Origin of the sequence: Streptomyces sp. AA4 (assembly GCF_000158875.1) — a bacterium.
GTDB lineage: Bacteria > Actinomycetota > Actinomycetes > Mycobacteriales > Pseudonocardiaceae > Amycolatopsis.
Genome location: NZ_GG657746.1, coordinates 5489585 through 5503961, shown reverse-complemented (window position 1 = coordinate 5503961; position 14377 = coordinate 5489585). Strand labels below are relative to the sequence as shown.

Below are 14377 nucleotides of genomic sequence, written 5' to 3'. Positions count from 1 at the left end.
GGCTAAGGGGTTTCAACGCTGCCCGTAGACGTTCTGGTAGCGCGCGTGCAGCCGGTCGACGTCGGTTCGCGACAGCGGGACGGGCGTGCCGAGCTGGTGTGCGATGTGGACAGTGCGGGCCACGTCCTCGACCATCACCGCGGCCTTCACCGCGTCTCGCGCCGTGGCGCCGACGGTGAACGGGCCGTGGTTGCGCATCAGGACCGCGGGGGAGCGGGTCGCGCGCAGGGTTTCGACGAGGCCGCGGCCGATCGAGTCGTCGCCGATCAGCGCGAACGGGCCGACCGGGATCTCGCCGCCGAACTCGTCGGCGATCATCGTGAGCACGCACGGGATCGGCTCGCCGCGCGCGGCCCACGCGGTGGCATAGGTCGAATGCGTGTGCACGACCCCGCCGACCTCGGGCAGGTGCCGGTAGACGTAGGCGTGCGCGGCGGTGTCGGACGACGGTGCGAGTTCGCCGTGCACGAGCTTGCCGTGCAGGTCGGTGACGACCATCGTGTCGGCGCTCAGGTCGTCATAGGACACTCCGGACGGCTTGATCACCATCAGGTCCTCGCCGGGCACCCGCGCTGAAACGTTGCCCGCGGTCCAGACGACCAGCTCGTTGCGCGTCAGCTCGCTGTGCAGCCGCGCGACGGATTCCCTCAGCTCCGCGATAGTCCCGCGCGCCTGGGCGGTCAGCGTCATCAGTTCTGTCCTTTCGCGACAGTGGCCAGTTCGCGCCGGCGCGCGGCGAGACGGTGCAACACGTCATTGCCGCCGCGGCCGAAATAGTCGTGCAGCGCGGTGTATTCCGCGTACAGCTCGTCGTAGGCCGACACATTCGCCAGCACCGGCTGGTATGCCATGCGCTGGACCGACCCCATCGCCGCCGCGGCCGCGCGCACGTCGGGGTAAGCGCCGGCGGCGACCGCGGCGTGGATGGCCGAGCCGAGCGCGGGTCCTTGCGCCGAGCCGATCACCGAAAGCGGGAGGCCGGTGACGCCGGCGTAGATCTGCATCAGCAACGGGTTCTTCGTCAGTCCGCCCGCGACGATCAGTTCGGTGACCGGAACCCCGGCGGCCTCGAACGTTTCGATGATCTTGCGCGTGCCGAACGCGGTGGCCTCCAGCAGCGCCCGGTAAACGTGCTCGGGCCGCGTGCTCAGGGTCTGCCCGACGAGGACCCCGGACAGTTCGTGGTCGACCAGGACCGACCGGTTGCCGCTGTGCCAGTCGAGCGCGACCAGTCCGTGCTCGCCGATCTCCTGCCGGGCCGCGAGCCGGGTCAGGAATTCGTGGAGGCCTTCGGTTCCCGCGGCGGCCGAATAGGACGCCGGGACGCAGTGGTCGACGAACCAGCCGAAGATGTCGCCCACGCCGCTCTGACCCGCTTCGTAGCCCCAGAGCCCGGGGACGATGCCGCCGTCGACGACCCCGCACATGCCCGGGACCTCGCGCAGATCGGCGCCGTTCATGACGTGGCACGTCGACGTGCCCATGATCGCGACCATCTGGCCCGGCTCGACCGCCTGCGCGGCCGGGGCGGTGACGTGCGCGTCGACGTTCCCGACCGCGACCGCGATCCCGGCGGGCAGCCCGGTCCAGGCCGCGGCTTCCGTGCCGAGCTTCCCGGCGAGCGAGCCCAGCTGGCCGATCGGATGGTCGAGTTTGTCGTCCACAAAGGACTCGAACCCCGGGTGGAGGCCGGCGAGGAACTCTCGGCCCGGGTACCGGCCGTCCTGGTAGATCCCCTTGTACCCGGCCGTGCAGGCATTGCGGACGTAGGTGCCGGTGAGCTGCCAGACGATCCAGTCGGCCGCCTCGACCCAATGCCGCATGGCCCGGTAGACCTCGGGGGCTTCCTCGAACAGCTGCAGTGCCTTGGCGAATTCCCATTCGGACGAGATCAGCCCGCCGTACCGCGGCAGCCACGGTTCGCCGCGTTCGCGGGCCGCGGCGTTGATGCGGTCGGCCTGCGGTTGCGCGGCGTGATGCCGCCACAGCTTCACGTAGGCGTGCGGATTGCCCGCGAACTCCGGCAGTTCGCACAGGGGAGTGCCGTCTTCGGTAGTCGGGATCATCGTGCAGGCGGTGAAATCCGTGCCGATCCCGATCACGTCCCGCGGATCGGCGCCCGCGTCGGCCAGGGCGGCGGGGACGGCGGTGCGCAGGACGTCCACGTAATCCGACGGAACCTGCAATGCCCAGCCTGGCGGAAGCTCTTCGGCGGTGGCCGGAAGCCGGTCGTCGACGACGCCGTGCCGGTACTCGGTCACGGCGCTGCCCAGTTCGGCGCCGTCGCGCACCCGGACCACCACCGCGCGCCCGGACAGCGTGCCGAAGTCGATGCCGACGACGAGGGAATCTGCTGGCACTGGAGGGATTTCCTTCCGGATTCCGCGCCGCGCGACGGGGTGCCGCTCGACTGTTAGCGCTAACATTCGCGGGCTGCTCAGAGGGGTCCGGCGCGGCGGGCGCCGTTACCGGGGCCCGGTGCTGTCCCGGACGATCAGATCGGGGGCGACGAAGTGGCGGATGTCGGGGTCGCCGCCGTCCATGCGTTCGACGAGCAAGCGGAACGTCCGCCGTCCGACCTCGATGAAGTCCTGCCGGACGGTGGTCAGCGGCGGGCTGAAGTACGCCGCCTCGGGCACGTCGTCGAACCCGGCCACGCGGACCTGGCCGGGCACCGAAATGCCCGCCTCGGCGAACGCGCGCAGCACGCCCAAGGCCATCTGGTCGTTGGCGACGAACACCGCGTCCGGCCGCCCTTCGGCGACCAGGCGGCGTCCCGCGTCATAGCCGGAACGAGGGCTCCAGTCCCCGCGCAACGGCGGCGGAACCGGCGCGCCGCGCCGTTCGAGCGCTTCCCGCCAGCCGCGTTCGCGCTCCAGCGATTCCAGCCAGTCCTCCGGTCCGGCGACGTGCCACACGGTTTCGTGCCCGAGCGACAGCAGGTGCTCGGTCACCCGGCGCGCCCCGTCGTACTGGTCGACCGAAATCACCGGCACCGGAACGAATTCCCCGCCGCCGACCGCGACCATCGGGATGTCGTCGGGCACCTGCCGCAGTGCCTCGCCCGCGGCGACGTGCGGCGCGATCACCACGATCCCGCCGACCGCCTGCCGCCGCAGATTGTCCACCGCCTCGGCGAAAGTCGACCGCCGCGGCCGGCTGACACTGGAAATCGTGACGCCGTAGCCCTCTTCGCGGGCGGCGTGCTCGATCCCGTACAGCGTGCTGGCCGGACCGTACAAATTGGACTCCAGCGCGACGACGCCGAGAATGTTCGACCGCCCGGTCGCCAACGTCCGGGCCGCCGAGTTGGGCCGGTAGCCCAGCTGCTCCACCGCGGCGAGCACCCGGGCCCGCGTCTCTGCGCGCACGGTCCCGGTGTCGTTCACGACGCGCGAGACCGTCATGTGCGAAACGCCCGCCATCGCGGCCACCTCGGCAAGCCCGGGCTGGCGTTTGGCTGACGAACCGTCGGTGGGCATCCCCGCACCTCCTCGCTGAAGCTCGCGGCGTGAGCATGGCAATGTTAGCGATAACAGGCAGCCGGTCAAGCCCTTGTCGGCAACTGGTTGCCGGACTGTTGCGAGCGACCGCGCGCCCGTCGACCGGTGAGCGTTCAGCCGGTGATCGCGGCGACGAGCTCGTCCCGGCCGCTGGCCGCGGTCTTGCGGAAGACTGCTTTCAGGTGCTCGTTGACGGTGTGCACCGACAGATCGAGCCTGCGGGCGATCTGCTTGGCCGCCGCGCCGTCGCACAGGTGCTGGACGACCTGGCGCTCGCGGGGAGTGAGGCGGTACCAGTCGCAGAACGACGGCAGCAGCCGCTTGCCGGTGCAGGCTTCGATGACGACGGCCACGTCGCCGGAACCGTCGTCGAAAGGCTGCGTGTGACAGCTGATCCAGCGGCCGTGACTGGCGGCGGGCGCGGTCAGCACCGGGCGGCGGGCCCGGGGATCGGCCAGGTGCCGGCGGGTTTGCAGGGACAACCCGGCCAAGTGCGCGGCATCGGTGAAATCCGGGGTGCGGCGGCTGGCTCGCAGGCGTTCCCGCCAGGCGAGCGCTTGCGGGGTCGCGGCGCGCAGCCGGTGATCCGGCCCGACGATGAGCACCCCGGGCGCCAGCATCGGGATCTGGGGCGCCAGCGGTCCCGCGGTGACGTACCAGCGCAGCACGCGAGCGAGCGCCGGGCCCAGCCGCGCCGCCCGGCGTGCGTCCTCGTCGTCGAACCGCCTGCCGCCGTGGGAGCGCAACAATTCCAACGAACCCCAGCTGCCGCGGCGGTCCCGGATCTGGACCAGCAGTGCACTGCCGACGCCGTACCCGTCGTACAGCGCCGGAGCCGACGGCGAGCGCTCGCAGGCGTACGCACGGTGCAGCAGGGCCAGTCCGAGGTCGGGGTCGAACTTGTGCCAGAAGCTGAAGGCCGCCGGTCCGAACTCGGCGGCCGGGCTGGTCGCCGCTACCCGGAGCGCGTCGTGCGGCACCAGCGGGGCCAGCGCACGGGACAGCGCTTCTCCGACCGCGTCCGAGCCCTCGTTGTGCCGGACAGCCTCGTGCACTTCGCTCAGCGAACACTCCACCGTCCCGCCCATACGCCAAGCATGGTCGTCCAGTGCCGGACCGGCAACGACGTTTGTCCTCCCCCTAATTCCTGGTATGCCCCGGCACCGCGGACGCGTGCCAGCCTGAGCGCAGCGCAGGTTACGTCGGCAATGGCCGGCCGCGAACGAACTCTGGAGGACTCACCACATGCGCGTGCTGCTGACCGGTTTGCCGATTCGCTCCCACCTCGTACCGGCGGTGGTCCCGGTGGCGAACGCGCTACGGCGGGCCGGGCACGAGGTCGCGATCGCCACCGGCAGTGCGATGCGTGCGGAGCTCGAGCGGCTCGGCGTGCCGGTGCTGGTGTTGCCGGATGTCCTTGCTCCCGAAGAGATTCCGGCGAGAACGCCCGGTCCCGGGTCGTCGGTGGACGCGGTGCGCGGGTGGCGGCCGGAGATCTCCGGCCCGCTCAGCGTTCCGCTGTTCGACGAACGGATGACCGCCGCCTTCACCGCGAACCTGCTCGACGCCGCGAAGCCGTGGCGGCCGGACCTCATCGTCCGGGAGACCAACGAATACGGCGGTTTCCTGGCCGCGGAGATGCTCGGCGCCGACCTGGCGGTGCTCGACATCGCACCGCTGATCGTGCGGCTGGTGCCGGATCTCGTCAAGCGGCTCAACGCCGTGCGCGCGGAGTTCGGCCTCGCCGCGATCGATTCGCTGGCCCCGGCGTTCGGGAAAATCACCGCGGGCTTCCTGCCCGAATCGTGGTACCCGCAGGGGATGCGCACCTCCCGGCACCGCTGCTTCCGCCTCCCCGAGCAGCCCGGCGATCCGCTCGACGACGCGATCGCGAAATTGCCCGCCGACGCGCCGCTGGTGCTGATGAGTCTCGGCTCCAACGCGCACACGCTGTTGTCGTCCGAATCGCAGCTGCGGACGATCGCGGTCGAAGCCTTGGGCGCGTTGCCGATCCGCGCGGTCGTCGCGCTCGGCCACGACCCGGCGGCGTGGACCGGCCCGCGTCCGGTGAACGTGCATTTCGTTTCCTTCGTGCAGCAACGCCTGCTGCTGGGCGCGTGCGACGCCTTCCTCACGCATGCCGGATTCAGCGGGATCCGGGAAGCGCTCTCCTGCGGCGTGCCGATGGCAGCGGTGCCGTTGTTCGCCGACCAGCCCGCGAACGCCGCCCGCGTCGAAGCTCTGGGCATCGGCCTCCAGGCGGATGCCGCGGGGCTGAACCCGGACAAGCTCGCCGCGGTGCTCGGCAAGGTCCTGGCCGAGCCGTCCTACCGGCTGGCCGCGCGCGGGTTTCAACGCCGGATCCTCGCCCTGCCTTCGCTGGACCGGTTCGCCGCTGATCTCGAAGCCCTCGGCTGAGGTGCTTCACCGCCGGGGGACCGGTCGGGAAAGCCGCAATTCGATCAACTCCGCACCCCTCCGCAGGAGATCCACCCACTGCTCCGGGTCGTGCTCGAAACGGGAAGCGGACCATCCCACGGACAGGCTCCCGTACGGTTCCCCGCGCAAGAACACCGGCACCGCGAGCGTCGCCACCCCCGTGTCGTACTCGCCGGTGGTGAATGCCCAGCCCCGCGCCGCGACCTCAGCCAATTGCTCCCGCAGGACGGCGAGATCGGTGACCGTGTCCGGGGTGAACCGGGCCATCGGGCGGTCGGCGAACAGCCGGTCGCGTTCCTCCTCGGGCAGGAACGCGAAGTACGCCTTGCTGGTCGCGCCCGCGTGCGCCGGGTACAGCTCGCCGACCAGGGAATAGCCGCGCAGGCGGCCGTCCGCGCCTTCCGCGGCCAGCACGCACCGCGTGTGCGCTCCGTCGGGCAGGGACAGCAGGGCGGCGTGCCCGGTTTGGGCGGCGAGGTCGGTCAGGACCGGGACCACCAGCAGGTCCAGCGCCCCGGCCCGGTCCCACATGCGGCCGAGGTGCAGCGCGGCCGGGCCGATCCGGTACTTGCGGGTGCTGTCGTCGCGGACGAGGAAGCCGCGGTGGGCCAGCACGGCCAGGAGCCGCTGGGCGATCGACGTGTGCAGCCCGAACTCGCGCGCCACCGCGGTGACGCCCCATTCCGGGCGGGCGCGGTCGAACGCGAGCAGCACCTGCAGCGCCCGGTCCGCGGTCTGCGGCAGGCCGGGCGGGGTGGCGCGGTCGTCGGGGTCCGGCATCGGGCCATTGTGCGAATAACGGGAAATGTTTGTAAAGCCGCCGGGCTCGGACGGAATCTGGTCGGACCAATCCCCGGCGGCCCTTCAGAGGAACCACATGCTCAAACACGTCCTGGAACTGCTCGAAATCCTCGACGACCCGGCGGTGACCGGGAAAGAGGTCGTCGCCTACCTCGACGCCGTGGCCGGCGCGGACGGCAGCGGCGCGGAGATCACGACGGTGCCCGGCCCGGCCGGGAAGACCGACTTCGTCCGGGTGCGGGTGGCCGGCAGCCGCGGCCGTGCTTCGGGCGGCGACGCGCCCACGCTCGGCGTGATCGGACGGCTCGGCGGCGTGGGCGCCCGGCCGGAGGTGACCGGGTTCGTGTCCGACGGGGACGGCGCCGCCGCGGCGCTCGCCGCCGCCGCCAAACTGCTGTCCATGCGGGCTCGCGGCGACGTGCTGGCCGGCGACGTGCTGATCGGGACGCACGTGTGCCCGGACGCGCCGACCCTGCCGCACGATCCGGTGCCGTTCATGAACTCGCCGGTCGACATCGCCACGATGAACAGCTACGAGCTGTCCGACGAGATGGCCGCGGTGCTGTCGATCGACACCACCAAGGGCAACCGGGTGATCAACCACCGCGGGCTCGCCCTGTCGCCGACCGTGCGCAGCGGCTACATCCTGCGGGTCTCCGAGGGCCTCGGCGAACTGCTGGAGGCGGTGACCGGCGCGCCGCTGGTGACCTACCCGATCACCACGCAGGACATCACGCCCTACGGCAACGGCGTCTATCACCTGAACTCGATCCTCCAGCCGGCGACCGCGACGGACGCGCCGGTGGTCGGACTGGCGATCACGTCGGCGGCGACGGTGGCGGGCTGCGCGACCGGGGCCAGCCACGAAACGGACATCGCGGCCGCCGCGCGCTACGCGGTCGAGGTCGCCAAGCAGTTCGGCGCGGGCGCGCTGCACTTCCACGACGAGCCGGAATTCGCCAACCTGCAGGCCCGCTACGGCTCGATGGCGCACCTGCAGACCCTGGGCACGGAGGTGGCCGGATGAGCACCGCGACGAAACCCGCGAAGCACGCTAAAAAACGGATCGGCAACGACGACTACTCGCTGAGCCGCGTCCCCGAAAACGCCCGCTACGGCTTCGGTTCGATGCTGCTGCAGTGGCTCGCGCAGTCCGGCTCGCTGTCGCAGTTCGTGCTCGGCGCGACGCTCGGCGTGGGGATGCGGTTCTCCGACGCGTTCTGGGCGTTCACCCTCGGCGCGGTGATCCTGGAGGCGGTGATCTTCCTGATCGGCCTGGCCGGCCAGCGGGAAGGTCTCACCATGACCATGCTGACCCGGTTCACCGGGTTCGGCCGCAACGGCTCCGCGCTGGTGAGCCTCGTGATCGCGATCAGCCTGGTGGGCTGGTTCGGCGTGCAGAACGGCATCTTCGGCAAGAGCATGCACGCGCTGGTCGGCGGGCCGGTGTGGCTGTGGTGCGCGGTGTCCGGCGTGGTCCTGACGCTGCTGGTGATCTACGGCTTCAAGTACATGATGTGGCTGGCGAAGATCGCGGTGCCGCTGTTCTTTGGCCTGGTGGCGTGGAGCGTCATTTCGACCCTGTCGGACCATTCGGTGAGCGCGCTGATGTCGGCCGCGCCGACCGCCACGGCGATCTCCATCCCGGCCGCCGCGACGATCATCGCGGGCGGCTACATGACCGGCGCCGTGGTCGCCCCGGACATGACCCGGTTCAACCGCAAGGGCTGGCACGTCCTGCTGCAGAGTTCCGCGTCGATCGTGCTGTCGGAGTACATCGTCGGCATGACCGGCGTGCTGCTCGGGCACCTGGTCGGCAGCTCGGACGTCACGCACATCGTGCTGTCCACGTCGGGCTTCGTCGGGCTGATCGTGGTGGTGCTGGCGACCGCGAAGATCAACGACTGGAACCTCTACGGCTCCTCGCTGGGCGTGGTGAACTTCGTGCGGACCGTGTTCGGCCGCCCGCTGCACCGGGGCGTCGTCACGCTCGTGATCGGGATCGCCGGGACCGTGCTGTCCGCGATCGGTTTCCTGCAGCACTTCACCGCGTTCCTGTCGGTGCTCGGCGTCGCGATCCCTCCGGTGGGCGGGATCATCGTGGCCGAATACTTCCTGGTGCGCCGGCTCTCCACGCCGCTGCGGGAGACCCGCGCGGCCGGCCGCGTCCCGGCGACGATGCCGGTGTGGGTGCCCGCGACGCTCGCGGTGTGGGCGGCGGCGTTCTGCGTCGGCAAGTTCGTGCACTGGGGCATCCCCGCGCTCAACTCGCTGCTCACCGCCGCGATCCTGTACACAGTGCTGGGCCGGGCCGGGCTGATCCGGCCGGTGGGCTCGGCGGAACTGGAGGAGGTCGGCCGATGACCGGCGCACAGGACGAGGTCGTCGACCTCTGCCGGGACCTGATCCGGATCGACACGTCCAATCCGGGCGCGACCGAGCGGCCCGCCGCCGAGTACGTCGCGGAGAAACTCTCCGACGCCGGGCTCGAACCGACGCTGGTGGAAAGCGCGCCCGGCCGGGCCAGCGTGTTCGCCCGAGTGTCCGGAGTGGACTCTTCGCGGCCCGCGCTGCTCCTGCACGGGCACCTGGACGTGGTGCCCGCCGACGCCGCCGAGTGGAGCGTCCCGCCGTTCTCCGGCGAGATCGCCGACGGCATGCTGTGGGGCCGTGGCGCGATCGACATGAAGGACTTCGACGCGGCGATCCTCGCGCTGGCAAGGCAATTCGGCCGCGGCGGCGAGAAACCGCCGCGGGACCTCGTGTTCGGTTTCCTCGCCGACGAGGAGGGCGGCGGGAAGTTCGGCTCGCACTGGCTGGCCGAACACCGCCCGGACCTGTTCGACGGCGTGGGCGAGGCGATCACCGAGGGCGGCGGGGTGTCGTTCGACCTCGGCAACGGCAGCCGGCTGTACCCGATCGAATGCGCGCAGCGCGGACAGGCGTGGCTGCGCCTGGTCGCCACCGGCCGGGCCGGGCACGGCTCCTCGCCGAACGACGAGAACGCGGTCACCGACCTCGCCGAATCGCTCGCCCGGATCGGACGGCACCGTTTCCCGGTCCGGCTGATCGAACCGGTGCGGGCGCTGCTGGAACGCGCGGCGGAGCTGCTCGGCGTCCCGTTCGATCCGTCCGATGTGGACGGAAGCCTGGCGCGGATGGGCCGCGTGGGCGAGCTGGTGAACGTGATCCTGCGCAATTCCGCCAATCCCACCATGATCTCCGGCGGTTACCAGGTCAACGTCATCCCCGGCCGGGCCACCGCCGCGGTCGACGGCCGGTTCCTGCCCGGGTACGAACAGGAACTGCTGGACACGATCGACGAACTGCTGCTGCCGTCGGTGCGCCGCGAGTTCATCCACCGGGACATCGCGATGGAAAGCGGCTTCGACGGTCCGTTGGTGGACGCGATGTGCGCGGCCGTCACCGCGGAGGACCCGGACGGCCACCCCACGCCGTACTGCAACGCCGGCGGCACCGACAACAAGGCGCTGTCCGGGCTCGGCATCCGCGGCTTCGGGTTCAAAGCCCTGCGCGTCCCGCCGGAACTGCCCTACAACCGGCTGTTCCACGGCGTGGACGAGCGGGTGCCGCTGGAGTCGCTGCGGTTCTCCGTCCGGGTACTGGACCGGCTGCTGCGCACGTGCTGAACAATGGCGGGGGAAACCGAGGAGAATCGCGTGACTGACCTGCTGCTGCTGTCCAATTCGACCAACCACGGCCGTGCTCCGCTGGAGCACGCGCTGGACGCGGTGGCCGAGGTGCTGGACGGGCGCACCGAGCTGGTGTTCGTGCCGTTCGCGCTGGCCGACCACGACGGCTACACCGAGCGCATCGCCGCCGCGGTGGCCCCGCTCGGCGTGCGGGTGCGCGGGCTGCACACCTGCGCCGACCCGGTCGCCGCGGTGCGCTCGGCCCCGGCGGTGTACACCGGCGGCGGCAACACCTTCCGCCTGCTGGCCGACCTGTACCGCCGCGAGCTGCTGGAACCGTTGCGGGACAGGGTGTCCGAGGGCATGCCGTACCTCGGGGCCAGCGCGGGAACCAACATCGCCGGGCCTACGGTGCGCACCACCAACGACATGCCGATCGTGGAGCCGCCGAGCCTGGCCTCGCTGGGACTGGTGCCGTTCCAGCTCAACCCGCACTACGTCGACCCCGACCCGGCCAGCAGGCACATGGGCGAGACCCGGGAGAAACGGCTCGCGGAATTCCACGAGTGCAACGACATTCCGGTGCTCGGCCTGCGCGAGGGCACGTGGCTACGCGTGCGCGGGGACTGGGCGGAACTCGCGGGAGTCTCCACAAGCGGCGGCGCACCCGGGCGGTTGTTCCGGCGAGGTGCACCGGGCGAGGATCTGTCCGGCGATGTCAGCGAGCTTCTCGCCCCCGCGCGCGAACCGGTGTGGGGCTGATCGCTGCACACCGTTCTGCCGACGGACGACGGGGAAGGGCTGGGCCTGCGGGCTCGGCCCTTCCCCGTTTCGTTTCTCCGTGGCGGTGGTGCTGGGCTCGCAGCCGGTGAAAACCGTCGAGGGCGGTGCTGCCCCGCCGGTGGGTGGTGGAACGAACCTTCGGCTGGCTGATGAGGTGCCGACGCTTGACCCGCGACTACGAACGCACAACCGCCCACGCCGAAGCGATGATCCAATTCGCGATGATCCGATTGATGGCCGCCCGCCTCGCCGACGAACACATCGAACCTCGCGGCCCCATCGAAACCGAAGCAGCCCGCCGCACAGCAGAAGACGCCAACGACTAACCACCGGGTTTCACAGCACCCTCTCAGGGTTCCCCTCGCGGACCGTCCGCGTCGCGCGCCGGGGGAGAGGACTCTGCCGAGATAGCTTGACACAAGCATCTTAGGAGAAAGATACTTCCCGGCGACCCCGCCGGCCGAGGCGGCCGGTCTGGCGGCGCGGCGGGTCCGCGCGGTCCGGGCCGCCTCGCGATGGTCCGGCCCGGAAAGGAACCGCGGTGACCGTGCCGAAGGAAGACCGGCGTCCTGGCGCGCCGCTGACCGCGTGGCTGGGCGTGCTCGCGCTGCTGGCGGTCGTGGCGATCTCCTACATCGACCGGGTCAATGTGTCCGTGCTGATCACCGATCCGGCTTTCACGCAGCACTTCGGGATCGCGGGCAACCGGGCCGCGCAAGGCGCGCTGATGACGCTTTTCCTGGCCGGCTACGGAATCGCCGCCATGCTGATCACGCCGTGGTACGAAGCGGTCTTCGGGGTGCGGCGCGGGCTGCTCGTCAGCCTGGCGTGCTGGGCGCTGTTCACGCTCGTCTCCCCGTACGCCGGGAGCGCGCTGCTCCTGCTGACCCTGCGATTCCTGCTCGGGGCCAGCGAGGGGCCGCTGTTCTCGCTGAAGACCATGTACGTCAAGGACAATTTCGCCGAAGGCGCGTGGGGCAAGCCCAACGCGGTCAGTTCGATGGGAGTTTCCCTGGGCACGGCGCTGGGCATCCCGGTGATCACCTTCGCCCTCGTGCACTTCGGCTGGCACGGCTCGTTCCTGCTGCTCGCGGCGCTTAACCTGGTGGTCGGACTGCCGCTGGTGGCCCTGTTCGTCCGCTCCGTGCGGCGTCGCACAGCGGTCCGGGAACCGGCGTTGCGACGGTTCGCGGGAGCGTTGCGCACGCCCAAGCTCGGCTGGATCCTGCTGATCGAGGTGGCCACGCTCGGCTATCTGTGGGGCAGCACCTCCTGGCTCCCGTCGTATTTGCTGCAGGCACGGCATTTCTCGCTGGCGCAGATGAGCGCGCTGTCGGCGCTGCCGTTCGTGGTCAGTCTCGGGTCCGGATTCCTCGGCGGATGGCTCATCGACCGCCTGCCCGGCCGTCGCGTGCCGCTCGTGCTGGTGATCGGCAGCATCGGCACCGCGCTGTGCGCCACGACCGTGACCTTCGCCGATTCGCGCTGGCTCGCGGCGGCGACCCTGATCCTCGCCAATGCGTTCTGGGGCCTGCAGGGACCGGCGATCCCGACCCTGGTGCAGCAGTACGCGCCGGCGGGCTCGGTCGGCAGCGCCTACGGCCTGATCAACGGGGTCGGCAATCTGGTGTCCGCGCTGCTGCCCACCTTGATGGGCGTCGCGATCGCCGCGGGCGGCGACCACGGGTTCGCCGCCGGCTACGCGCTTCTCGCCGCGACGCAGCTGCTCACGCTGCTCGGTGCGGTCGTGCTGCTCCGCGGCCGCGCTCCGGCCGGAAAGGCAACCGCGGCGGCCGAGCAGCCCGTGGCGCGCTCCCGTTAGGACGGACCCGGATAGGCTCCGTGCGCATGCCGCGGAACGAGGAGCCGATGACGATGGACCCGGTCGACCAGGTGGTGGCGGACTGGGCACGGGAGCGCCCGGACCTGGACGCCTCGCCGATCGCGATTTTCGCCCGAGTCCGCCGGATCGCCGACCTCGCCGCCGGCGGCCTGCGCGGGTACCTGGCCTCCTACGGCCTGACCCCGGGCGCGTTCGACATCCTGTGCAACCTGCGCCGGGCGGGCCGCCCGTACCGGAAAACGCCGTCGGAACTGGCGGCGTCCGCGCTGGTCACCTCGGGTGCGCTCACCGGACGGCTGGACGCGCTCGAGCGCGACGGGCTGATCCGCCGCCGCGAGCGTCGGGGCGATCGCCGGGTCAGCTATGCCGAGCTGACCGCGGCGGGCCGCAAGCTCGTCGACCGGGTCTTCGAAGGGCATCTCACCCGGGAAGAAGCGCTCCTGGCCAGCCTGAACGGAGCCGACCGCGAGGACATCGAACGGGCGCTCGCCTTGCTGGAGAGCGCGATCCGCGAGGGCATCTAGCCGGACTCCGCGCCAGCTGGATTGTCCGATCGGGCAGAGACGGAACCCGTTGGGCGCGAGGAACTCCGGCGCCGCCGCGGCCGTGGTTAGCGTGCTCGGCATGAGCCGCGAGAAGCCCAAGACGTTCGTTCTCGTCCACGGGGCCTGGCACGGTCCGTGGTGCTGGGAGCGGGTGCGCGAGCACCTGGTCGCGCGCGGGCACGAGGTGGTGTGCCCGTCGCTGCCGTGCGACACGCCCGAGGCGGGCCAGGACGAGTACCTCGCGGTGCTGGAAGACGCGCTGCGGAACCGGTCCGGCGCTGTTCTCGTCGCGCACTCCATCAGCGGCATGGTGGCCCCGCTGGCGACCGGCCACCCGGCGGTCAGTTCCCTCGTTCTGCTCGCCGCCCTCGTGCGCACGCCCGGCGCCGTGTGGGCGGACGGCGGGGCGGCGCTGATCGCCGAGCCGTTCCGGAAGGTGCTCGCCCAGGCGGTCGTCGACGGGTCCGGATGCGTGGTCCTGGACCCGGCCGGCGCGACCGACGTGCTGTACCACGACTGCACCCCGGCCGATGCCGCTGAGGCGGTGAGCCAGCTGCGACCCAGCGCGAACACCGTGGGCCAGCAGGTCTGCCCGGACTTGCCGCAGCGCCGGGTGCCGACCACGTACGTGGCATGCCGCGACGATCGCGCGGTCGACGGCTCGGGGAACGCGGTCTTGGCGCGGAAACTGCTCGGCGCCGCGGTCCGGGAGATCGACGGCGGGCACTCGCCGTTCTGCTCGGCGCCGGAACAACTCGCCGACCTGCTGGTCGAACTCGCCTGACGAGGCCGCCGGAACCGGACCCAGGC

At 71.1% G+C, this 14377-nt stretch carries 13 protein-coding genes and 1 pseudogene; 9 read left to right on the top strand and 5 right to left on the bottom strand.

Annotated features, from left to right (window positions below; all coding sequences use genetic code 11):
• Positions 1-12: 12 nt before the first annotated feature.
• The 4 genes from SSMG_RS25145 to SSMG_RS47165 form a co-directional block, all read right to left on the bottom strand.
• Positions 13-690: an L-ribulose-5-phosphate 4-epimerase gene (locus SSMG_RS25145; protein ID WP_009080657.1), complete on the bottom strand. Its 678-nt coding sequence runs from the start codon at positions 688-690 to the stop codon at positions 13-15.
• Positions 690-2360: a ribulokinase gene (araB, locus tag SSMG_RS25140; RefSeq protein ID WP_037714787.1), complete on the bottom strand. Its 1671-nt coding sequence runs from the start codon at positions 2358-2360 to the stop codon at positions 690-692. Before araB ends, SSMG_RS25145 begins: the two co-directional genes overlap by 1 nt.
• Before the next feature lie 105 nt (positions 2361-2465).
• On the bottom strand, positions 2466-3482 hold the full coding sequence (locus SSMG_RS25135; RefSeq protein WP_009080654.1) for a LacI family DNA-binding transcriptional regulator: 1017 nt from the start codon (positions 3480-3482) through the stop codon (positions 2466-2468).
• Positions 3483-3616: 134 nt separating this feature from the next.
• On the bottom strand, positions 3617-4591 hold the full coding sequence (locus tag SSMG_RS47165) for a helix-turn-helix transcriptional regulator (RefSeq protein ID WP_009080652.1): 975 nt from the start codon (positions 4589-4591) through the stop codon (positions 3617-3619).
• 157 nt (positions 4592-4748) lie between these two features.
• Between SSMG_RS47165 and SSMG_RS25125 the strand changes: the two genes are divergently transcribed.
• Positions 4749-5921: a glycosyltransferase gene (locus SSMG_RS25125; RefSeq protein ID WP_009080650.1), complete on the top strand. Its 1173-nt coding sequence runs from the start codon at positions 4749-4751 to the stop codon at positions 5919-5921.
• A gap of 6 nt (positions 5922-5927) precedes the next feature.
• On the opposite strand, the gene SSMG_RS25120 is transcribed toward SSMG_RS25125, so the two are convergent.
• Positions 5928-6722, bottom strand: coding sequence for an IclR family transcriptional regulator (locus SSMG_RS25120; protein ID WP_009080648.1), 795 nt, complete (start codon positions 6720-6722; stop codon positions 5928-5930).
• A gap of 97 nt (positions 6723-6819) precedes the next feature.
• On the opposite strand from SSMG_RS25120, the gene SSMG_RS25115 reads away from it, so the two are divergent.
• The 8 genes and pseudogenes from SSMG_RS25115 (at position 6820) to SSMG_RS25080 (ending at position 14351) form a co-directional block, all read left to right on the top strand.
• Entirely contained in the window at positions 6820-7770 is a 951-nt protein-coding gene (locus tag SSMG_RS25115) for a DUF1177 domain-containing protein (protein ID WP_009080646.1), read from the top strand.
• Entirely contained in the window at positions 7767-9107 is a 1341-nt protein-coding gene (locus SSMG_RS25110) for a cytosine permease (protein WP_009080644.1), read from the top strand. Before SSMG_RS25115 ends, SSMG_RS25110 begins: the two co-directional genes overlap by 4 nt.
• A complete protein-coding gene (locus tag SSMG_RS25105) occupies positions 9104-10393 on the top strand; it encodes a M20/M25/M40 family metallo-hydrolase (protein ID WP_009080643.1) in 1290 nt (429 codons plus the stop codon). Before SSMG_RS25110 ends, SSMG_RS25105 begins: the two co-directional genes overlap by 4 nt.
• 30 nt (positions 10394-10423) lie before the next feature.
• Positions 10424-11158 (top strand): dipeptidase PepE, encoded by a 735-nt coding sequence (gene pepE, locus SSMG_RS25100; protein ID WP_009080641.1) that lies wholly within the window; start codon positions 10424-10426, stop codon positions 11156-11158.
• Between the two features lie 125 nt (positions 11159-11283).
• Positions 11284-11505, top strand: a pseudogene (locus tag SSMG_RS25095) (transposase); the annotation flags it as partial.
• A gap of 215 nt (positions 11506-11720) precedes the next feature.
• Positions 11721-13001, top strand: coding sequence for an MFS transporter (locus SSMG_RS25090; RefSeq protein ID WP_100266877.1), 1281 nt, complete (start codon positions 11721-11723; stop codon positions 12999-13001).
• Between the two features lie 26 nt (positions 13002-13027).
• Positions 13028-13546 carry a MarR family winged helix-turn-helix transcriptional regulator gene (locus tag SSMG_RS25085; protein ID WP_199785980.1) on the top strand — a complete coding sequence of 173 codons (519 nt, stop codon included), beginning with the start codon at positions 13028-13030 and terminating at the stop codon, positions 13544-13546.
• Positions 13547-13646: 100 nt separating this feature from the next.
• Positions 13647-14351 carry an alpha/beta fold hydrolase gene (locus SSMG_RS25080; protein WP_158688079.1) on the top strand — a complete coding sequence of 235 codons (705 nt, stop codon included), beginning with the start codon at positions 13647-13649 and terminating at the stop codon, positions 14349-14351.
• Positions 14352-14377 lie beyond the last annotated feature (26 nt).